This window comes from Streptomyces botrytidirepellens, assembly GCF_003721215.1.
Taxonomy (GTDB): domain Bacteria; phylum Actinomycetota; class Actinomycetes; order Streptomycetales; family Streptomycetaceae; genus Streptomyces; species Streptomyces himastatinicus.
In genome coordinates this window covers 1-6,844 of record NZ_RIBZ01000193.1, presented here as the reverse complement: position 1 = coordinate 6,844, position 6,844 = coordinate 1, and the positions used below count along the sequence as shown (strand labels likewise).

Below are 6,844 nucleotides of genomic sequence, written 5' to 3'. Positions count from 1 at the left end.
AGCGGCGGAAGGGCCGTCGGTGCGGTGGTGGTGTTCTGGCGATGAGGGCTTCGATGAGCAGTTGTTCGACCTGGTGCATCTGCTGTTCGGCGTAGGAGTCGGGGTCGCAGTCCGCAGCCCGGCAGACAGGGCAGCCGTGGGGGTGGTCGCTGATGTCGGCGCTGACGGGGCAGCGGAGGCTTTCGCAGGTCGGCTGAGTGGGGTCCTCGCCCACGCCCTGGCAGTAGGGGCAGGGGGTGAATCGGTAGTCGACCGGGCCGCCGGCGAGGTCGCGGTGGAGAACGGCCAGGCCGCGGATGCCGTGGTCCTTGATGATCGCGTCTGCGGTGGGGATGTGGTCGATCAGCGGGGTGTGGTGGTGGTCGGCGAGCATGAGCACCGCGGTGCACCAGGCGGGGCGGGTGCGGTTGATCGGTGGCGTGTAGGTCGACCAGCCGTTTGGGTCGGGCGGCCGGGGCGTGGGCTGGATGACGAGCGGGATGTCGTGTGCTTTCAGTTCGGCGGTGACGTGGCTGACGTACTGGGTGAGGTAGTCCGGGGTGGTGGCCATCTGCATCCTTCGAAGGTGAAGCGGCCCCGAGGTGAGGTCAGGGCCGGGACATGCGGTCCTGGACTGGGGGCACGGAGAGCGTCCGGGGGGCTGGAGTCAATCCGGGATGTGTGACTGATTGCCTGGCCGGCACCCGTTGACCGAAGTCACGGCCGGATCACATGGGGGCGGCGGGGCGCCTGCCCGGTCGGGGCGAGGGTGCTGGCCACGGGGAGGCCCCGGCTGTCTGCGTCGGGTGCTGAAGACGTCCCGGGAGACCAGCTGGGTTGCCACTGGCGGCCGTCCCGGGCCGAACGCAGCGGGGTGAGCCAGATCGCGTCGGGCCGGTAGATGGGTTGAGGCGTTCAGTCGGGAAGCGACCGTCCCCGCTGCGACTGTTCGAAGAGGGAGAGCTGCTCCCCACTCGCGCGCTGCCTGGCGTAGTGGGCGCGCAGGAGCGGGATCCGGGCTTCGCGGCAGCAGGTGCACCAGTGCCAGATGTCGACGGGACGGCCGTCCGGATGCAGGTCGCCCCAGTACTCCCACCATTCCTCGCCCTCGGTGGTGATGCCGGTGAGGATGGTGGCGCCGACGGTGCCGACGGCCCAGCCGCGGAACCCGGTACGGGCATGGCCTGGGAGGTTGCCGGGGTATCCATGGCGCTGGACGGTGTCGCCGCGCTGGTAGGGGCTGCGCGGCGGGATAGGGCTTCCCTTGGTAGTGGCGAACGCGTTGCGCAGATGCCCCGGGATATGGCCGGGAACGGGGTGCCTGGGCTGGCGGTTCACGACGGCAGATCCCGGGGGCGTACGTTGCCGAGTGCACCGGCCGTCGGCAGCAGGAGCTCGAAAGGCTCCCAGGTCTGGAGTTGGTACTGGTCCAGCACGTCGATCGGGATCTCGATGTCCGCGGCGCGGTCGGGCAGCATCCGGTCCTCCGCGGTGAGGAAGGCGGCGTCGTTGGTGTCGGTGGAGGCGACGATGATGCCGGTCGGNCCTCCGCGGTGAGGAAGGCGGCGTCGTTGGTGTCGGTGGAGGCGACGATGATGCCGGTCGGGGTGCGCTCGAGGATGTAGAGCCGCTGGGGGGCCTGTTCGGGGGTGACGTCGGCGCGGCGGACCCAGGTCTGGCGGGTGGCGGCGATGACGGCGGGGTCACCGGCGTCGGCTTGATCGGTGATCTGCTGGTAGGCATCGGCGGATTCGAGCCGCTCGCGGCTGATGAGGTCCTCGACCGCGGCGGTGAGGTGGTCGCTCAGGGCCTGGGCGCCGATGAGGTCGGTCAGGAACTTCAGGCTCATACCTCGGTCCTCCTGGGGGTGGGGGTCGGGCCGTTGGCCTCGACGGCGGTCAGGAGCCGGTTGAGGGCTGAGCCGTAGGGGTGTTTGGAACTGGCGGGGCGGCCGCAGTTCCAACAGTCCGCCTCGGGGCCTGCCCAGCTGACTTGGCACGGCTGGCACAGGAGGCTGAAGCTGGCGGGGCGGGGGCGCTGGCCGATGGTGCGCAGGATGGCGGCGACCGCGGCATCGGGGCGCCGGGTCCGGATGGGCACTGCCATGATGAAGGCTCTCCTTCTATCAAGATCATTTGTGCGAGGATGGGGCGGATAAGTGGTCTGAGCTGGGGTGTTGGGTGCGGTGTGAGCCGCACCCAACACGTCCCGGCGGTGGACGCAATGGCCTGTGAACAGCTTCGGGCCGGGGATCCGCGCAGCTCAGGTGCGGATCCCTGTGCTTCCCTTGAAGGCGTGAACATGCGTGTGTATGCCTATCCCGACCCGCAGGATGCCGTCCCCACGACGGACGTCTTCGAGGTCGAGGACCACGACATCGACCGGAAACTCGCATCTGATGCCGAGGTACGAGACCACCCGGAGGTACCTCTGACCGACGGGCAGCGCGACATCGTGGTAACGCGTCTCGGTTTCCGCCGTACCAGCCCGTGGGTGGTCGACGGGGACCGTGCCAGCGCAGATGTCGCCCCTCTCACCACCGAGCAGTGAGGACCAAGCGGCCAGCTGCAGGGTGAGGGGCCCCGGGAGGGCCGATGGTTTCTCAGGCCTGGTGTGGCCGTCCCGGGTGAGTGAAGAGGTCGAAGTGGTTCTTGCTCGGTGTGGACCCGCTGCGTTAGACGAGTCGTACTCCGCAGGTGACTCGCCGGGAGCAGGGCTGCGAGGGGGCGGTCACTTCTGCGTGGGGTTCCGCACGATGATGATCTTGCTTTCCGTGCCGAAGAAGCCGAGCCTGGCCGTTACGACTTCCGGCTGGTCGCTGGAGAAGCGCTGTAGCTCGCCCTTGATCCACTGGTCGGTGCGCTTAAGATCCAGGCGCAGCGGGGCCAGGTGTTTGAGTGAAAACGTGATGTCCACGTGGCCGTCCCGCCAGCGACGCACGCTGTTGCGCGGCAGGTCACGGGCGGTCACGTCGTCGGTCCGCAGGGGAAGTGGGCGGGGGAGCGCCCGGCATGGGGTGGTGTGCTTGTTGGCGAGCTCACCTGCAGCTGAGCGCCAGCGGTGGATGGTGGGGAGGTCATGGTCCTGGTTGACGCGGTAGTGGCATCCCAGACAGCCGATCAGGTGGTGAGTGCTGTCGTTGGCGGTGTAGGCGAGGACGTCCGTGTGTGCCTGGTTTCCATTCGGTGGTGGCCTCCAAGGAGTGGCGGCCCGGTTCGGGTAGCGCGTCAGGCCGCGTAGTCGGGGGCGTCGCACACGAGGCACAGCGGCTCGTCGGCCACCTTGCCGGTCTTGCCGGTGTAGACGTGCAGCAGGTCCGTGGCGCTGGCGACGCGCACCCACAACGCGCGGCCGCAGTCGGAGCAGGTGTGGCCCTCGGTCTGTGCCTGCCAGTGGTGATCGAAGGGCTCGCCGTCATCGGACCAGCGCACGGTGATGGTCCGCCCGGCGACCGCGAAGGTGCCGCGGCTGTCGTCGCTGTCGGTGAAGGCGAAGACGGCGGCGAGGTCAGGGCCGAAGGTGGCGCGGATGTCGACGAGGGGGTCGAAGTCGGCGGACGCGGAGCGCTCCAGGAGGAGCCGCATCAGGTCCAGCCGGTCGGCGTCGTGCGCTTGGTCGAAGCCCTCGCTCAGCAGCTGCTCCGCGCTGGGTACGCCGTCATGCTGCCGCTCGATGACGTCCCGCGGAACCTGCAGGGACGCGGGCCTGAGCGCCTGCCGGGCCTGGCAGACGGACAGGGGAGTTCGCACCGCGATCGCCACGGCGAGCATCCCGTAATGGTGGGCGCGCTTGATCAGCCTCGTTCGGTGCTTCTGTTCGGTGCTGGTGTTGTCGATGACGGTGGGCAAGTGGTGGCTGAGACGGCCGTCGAGCGCCGCGTCGAAGACGCGCACCGCGGCCGGAGTTGCTGCCTGTGATCCCGCATTGTCAGCTACTTGTGCCCGGCAGGTATCCAGCGACAGGCTCCAACTGGGTGGGAAGGCGGTGGTGATACTCGATTTGCCACTGCCTCCCGCACCGACCAAAACGTACAAAGCGGGTTTCGTGAGCGGAAGGGTGAGGAGGGTGAGGTGGTTGTTCATCGACGGTCCTTCGGGGTCAGGGTGATCTAGGCGACCGATACAGGTGGCGATGTGGCTGGCGTACGCGGCGCCTGGTGCGATGGGCGGCTCGGGTGGGTGTTGGCGCCGGAGTGCGGTTGCTGGGCCAGGTGTTCGGGGGCAGTCGGGGGGTGTGGCGGCGGAGCACAGCCGGGCGAAGGCTGTGCATTGGATCGTGCCTGTCGGCGTCGACTGCTCGGGGTTGCGCAATCCCTGGTTGGGCTGGTTGCGCAGCTCAGACTGGCGGCGCGCCGGGGGCTGTCTCCGGCGATTGCGCAGCACTCCGGGGCCACCGTTCTCAGCGCTCGGTCAGCGGTCGTGCCTTTCGAGGGGTGTGAGGGGCAGCCTTCACAGGGGCGGCTCGATGCTGGTGTGTGTGGGGTCGGCGTAGCTGCTGGAGCGGATCCGCAGGCGGTAGTCGCAGTCGACCGGGGCGCCGGGCTGGGTGTGGAGTTCGTTCAGGAGGTCGATCAGGTGGTCCTCCTCTGCCAGCTCGATGTAGAGGTAGGTGCCGCAGGAGCAGGGGGCGATGAGGGTGAGGACGTGGGCCAGGTCGCCGTTCTCACCGAAGTTGTTTTCGCGGCGGGTGTAGTGGAGCCACCAGCCGCGCTGGCTGTCGGCGGAGCCGAGGTAGGTGAGAGGCCATCAGCTGGCGGTTCGGGACGGGTGAGTAGCCGGTCCAGGACATCGGCTGCACCACGGTGTCGAGGGTGTCGTGGAAGGTGCCGGTGAGTACGGCGTGGGCGTTCAGCACGGCTTGGAAGGCGGCTGCCTCGGCGCGCTCCTGCTCCCGCTGGGCGGGATGGAGGGTCTGCACCCGCTGGTGCAGGGCAGCGATCGGCTCAAGGCCGGTGCCATCGTCGTGGCGCGGGCGGTTGTCTCCGTCCCGGCGGGTAGCGGCGAGTTGCAGAACAGTCATGGCGGGGCCTCCAGGGGGTTTGGTGTGGGGCCGGGTGGTTCTGCCCGGCCCGGTGCTGTCCCGGCCCGAGCGTGGGGTCGGGACGGCACCGGGTGGTGGTCAGCTCAGGCGGCGTCGCTTATGCGGAGTTCGGCGAGTGCGATGCCGTACATCGCGCAGGAGCCGGAGCAGTAGTCGCGGGCGGGCTCGGTTGATCCTGCCACGCGGGCGTGGACCCAGCCGCGCTGCTGGGACAAGCCCTCGGCGACGGCCTCATGGCCGCAGCCCTCGGTGGGGCAATCAGCCCGTACCGGGGTGTTCGCCTCCGGGCGGGACGTGCCGCGCATCCCGCCGTTCCACTGGCGCTGCGCGGCGGCCCTGGGCGTCGGGCCAGCTTGCCGGGCCGCGGACTTGGCATCTTGCTCATCGCGTTTGGCCTGTAGGCAGCCGCACTCTTCGGTTACGGGGACCTGCCGGCGGATGTGCTGGCGGTGGCCGCGCGGAGTGCCGTGCGCGATGCCTTCTTCCTTACCGATGACGCTCATGCCTCATATCTCCTTCTGTGGGTCGTCGGGCGGGGTCATGGGGTACTGCTCCTTGGCGATGTCGGGGCGGGAGGGCGGGTAGGTAGGCCCGTGGCGACAGCGGCAAACGGGGTGGCCGTGGCGGCCGCCACGGTGACGAGCACGTGAAGGCGATCGATCGCGTACTGCCAACCGCTCATGCAAGGACTCCGATGGCTTCGGCACACCTCAGCGCGAATACGGCTGTGCCGATCACCAGGAGAGCGAGTGCGGCAAGGGTCGCGTCGACCGCGCGGATCACCAGCTGGTATTTGCGAACCGTGGCGACGGAGAAGCGCTTGATCACCACCTCACGGGTGTCCTGCCCCATGGAGGCCCGTATGGCGTCCGGAGCCATCTGCGCCCAGTACGGGAAGGTGCCCGGGACGGGGGAGCGGCGGGCCCCAAGTTGGGCCGCACGGCCAGGAGCAGCAGCGCGGCGGACACGGTGAGCATGAGGGCGGCGGCTGCGCTGATGAGTTTGACGGGCAGCGGCAGGGTCTTGTCGATGAGGCTAGCCAGCCCGGCAAGGACCGCGCCGTCGAACGCCAGCAAGAGCGACGCCTTGAAGTCGGTGCGGGATTTCTCGTCGGAGACGTGGGCGGATGCGTCATCCAAGTTCTTGCTGACGACCGTTGAGTCCGCGGGTGTGCGGGTCATGCCTGACCTCCGTGCGTGTCCGCGTCCTCCAGGCGAGGGCGGCGCTCGGAAAGCCGCTGCTCGGCAGCAGACGCGCCGCGCGGGTCAGGTCGATCCGGCTCTCGGCGCGGCCGTCCCGCGATGTCGCTGAGGATGCTGGCGTGGTCGAACGCCCACTCCGGCAGGGCATCCAGCGGCCACCAGCGGGCGGCCCGGGCGTCATCCCCGGCGGTGGCAGGGGTGTCGGCGGGCACTCGGGCACGGTAGACGACCGTGACGTACCTGCCACGCGGTCGCGGTCCGGGCCGTCGAAAACCCCGATCTGCGTCAGATCGGCGGGCTTCACGTGCACGCTGGTGTCCTCGGCCAGCTCGCGGGAACCGGCCACGCGGCTCGTCTCCCCCCGCCTGCACTCCAGTTGAAGCCCACTTCCCCTGGTCCGGCGACCAGCGCCGCTGGACCAGCAAGACGCGGCGGCCGCAGGTGCGCCGCAGGATGCGGCGCAGAAGGCCGCGAAGGCTACGGTCGTGGGTGAGGACTACGACATCGGCGGTGTAGCGGATGGGCTCGTCCTGGTGGTCTGTGGTCACGCTTCTCCTTCAATCGAAGGCCGGGGGGGCGGCAACAGTGCTGCTCGACCCCCGCGAGCAGGTCGGCCAGCTCTT

Annotated in this window: 12 protein-coding genes; 1 reads left to right on the top strand and 11 read right to left on the bottom strand. The window is 69.2% G+C overall.

From position 1 onward, the window contains the following. The 4 genes from EEJ42_RS15125 to EEJ42_RS50275 form a co-directional block, all read right to left on the bottom strand. A partial coding sequence (locus EEJ42_RS15125) for an SGNH/GDSL hydrolase family protein (protein WP_123100471.1) occupies positions 1-550 on the bottom strand: 550 nt, incomplete at its 3' end. A gap of 344 nt (positions 551-894) precedes the next feature. Further along, the gene (locus tag EEJ42_RS15120; RefSeq protein ID WP_123100470.1) at positions 895-1,317 is read right to left on the bottom strand and encodes a hypothetical protein; all 423 of its coding nucleotides are present in this window, start codon (positions 1,315-1,317) and stop codon (positions 895-897) included. After that, positions 1,314-1,457 carry a hypothetical protein gene (locus EEJ42_RS50855; protein WP_184503096.1) on the bottom strand — a complete coding sequence of 48 codons (144 nt, stop codon included), beginning with the start codon at positions 1,455-1,457 and terminating at the stop codon, positions 1,314-1,316. The genes EEJ42_RS15120 and EEJ42_RS50855 overlap by 4 nt, the downstream gene beginning before the upstream one ends. A 367-nt stretch (positions 1,458-1,824) precedes the next feature. Then, positions 1,825-2,085 (bottom strand): hypothetical protein, encoded by a 261-nt coding sequence (locus tag EEJ42_RS50275; protein WP_148081955.1) that lies wholly within the window; start codon positions 2,083-2,085, stop codon positions 1,825-1,827. Between the two features lie 189 nt (positions 2,086-2,274). Here EEJ42_RS50275 and EEJ42_RS15110 point away from each other — a divergent pair, with 189 nt between their 5' ends. Then, positions 2,275-2,529: a hypothetical protein gene (locus EEJ42_RS15110; RefSeq protein WP_148081954.1), complete on the top strand. Its 255-nt coding sequence runs from the start codon at positions 2,275-2,277 to the stop codon at positions 2,527-2,529. A 180-nt stretch (positions 2,530-2,709) separates the two neighbouring features. Here EEJ42_RS15110 and EEJ42_RS15105 read toward each other — a convergent pair whose 3' ends face one another. From EEJ42_RS15105 to EEJ42_RS54215, 7 genes are all read right to left on the bottom strand, one after another. Next, a complete protein-coding gene (locus tag EEJ42_RS15105) occupies positions 2,710-2,949 on the bottom strand; it encodes a hypothetical protein (RefSeq protein ID WP_123100467.1) in 240 nt (79 codons plus the stop codon). A gap of 257 nt (positions 2,950-3,206) precedes the next feature. Then, on the bottom strand, positions 3,207-4,061 hold the full coding sequence (locus EEJ42_RS15100) for an AAA family ATPase (protein WP_123100466.1): 855 nt from the start codon (positions 4,059-4,061) through the stop codon (positions 3,207-3,209). Between the two features lie 580 nt (positions 4,062-4,641). Then, complete coding sequence (locus EEJ42_RS15095; protein WP_123100465.1) at positions 4,642-4,998, bottom strand: hypothetical protein; 357 nt, start codon at positions 4,996-4,998, stop codon at positions 4,642-4,644. 104 nt (positions 4,999-5,102) lie between these two features. After that, the gene (locus tag EEJ42_RS15090; RefSeq protein ID WP_123100464.1) at positions 5,103-5,522 is read right to left on the bottom strand and encodes a hypothetical protein; all 420 of its coding nucleotides are present in this window, start codon (positions 5,520-5,522) and stop codon (positions 5,103-5,105) included. Positions 5,523-5,697: 175 nt separating this feature from the next. After that, on the bottom strand, positions 5,698-5,871 hold the full coding sequence (locus tag EEJ42_RS52830; protein ID WP_246096740.1) for a hypothetical protein: 174 nt from the start codon (positions 5,869-5,871) through the stop codon (positions 5,698-5,700). Continuing rightward, positions 5,844-6,200 carry a Pycsar system effector family protein gene (locus tag EEJ42_RS15085; protein ID WP_246096739.1) on the bottom strand — a complete coding sequence of 119 codons (357 nt, stop codon included), beginning with the start codon at positions 6,198-6,200 and terminating at the stop codon, positions 5,844-5,846. Before EEJ42_RS15085 ends, EEJ42_RS52830 begins: the two co-directional genes overlap by 28 nt. Next, the gene (locus EEJ42_RS54215; RefSeq protein WP_342778292.1) at positions 6,197-6,433 is read right to left on the bottom strand and encodes an NUDIX hydrolase; all 237 of its coding nucleotides are present in this window, start codon (positions 6,431-6,433) and stop codon (positions 6,197-6,199) included. Before EEJ42_RS54215 ends, EEJ42_RS15085 begins: the two co-directional genes overlap by 4 nt. Between the last annotated feature and the right edge of the window lie 411 nt (positions 6,434-6,844).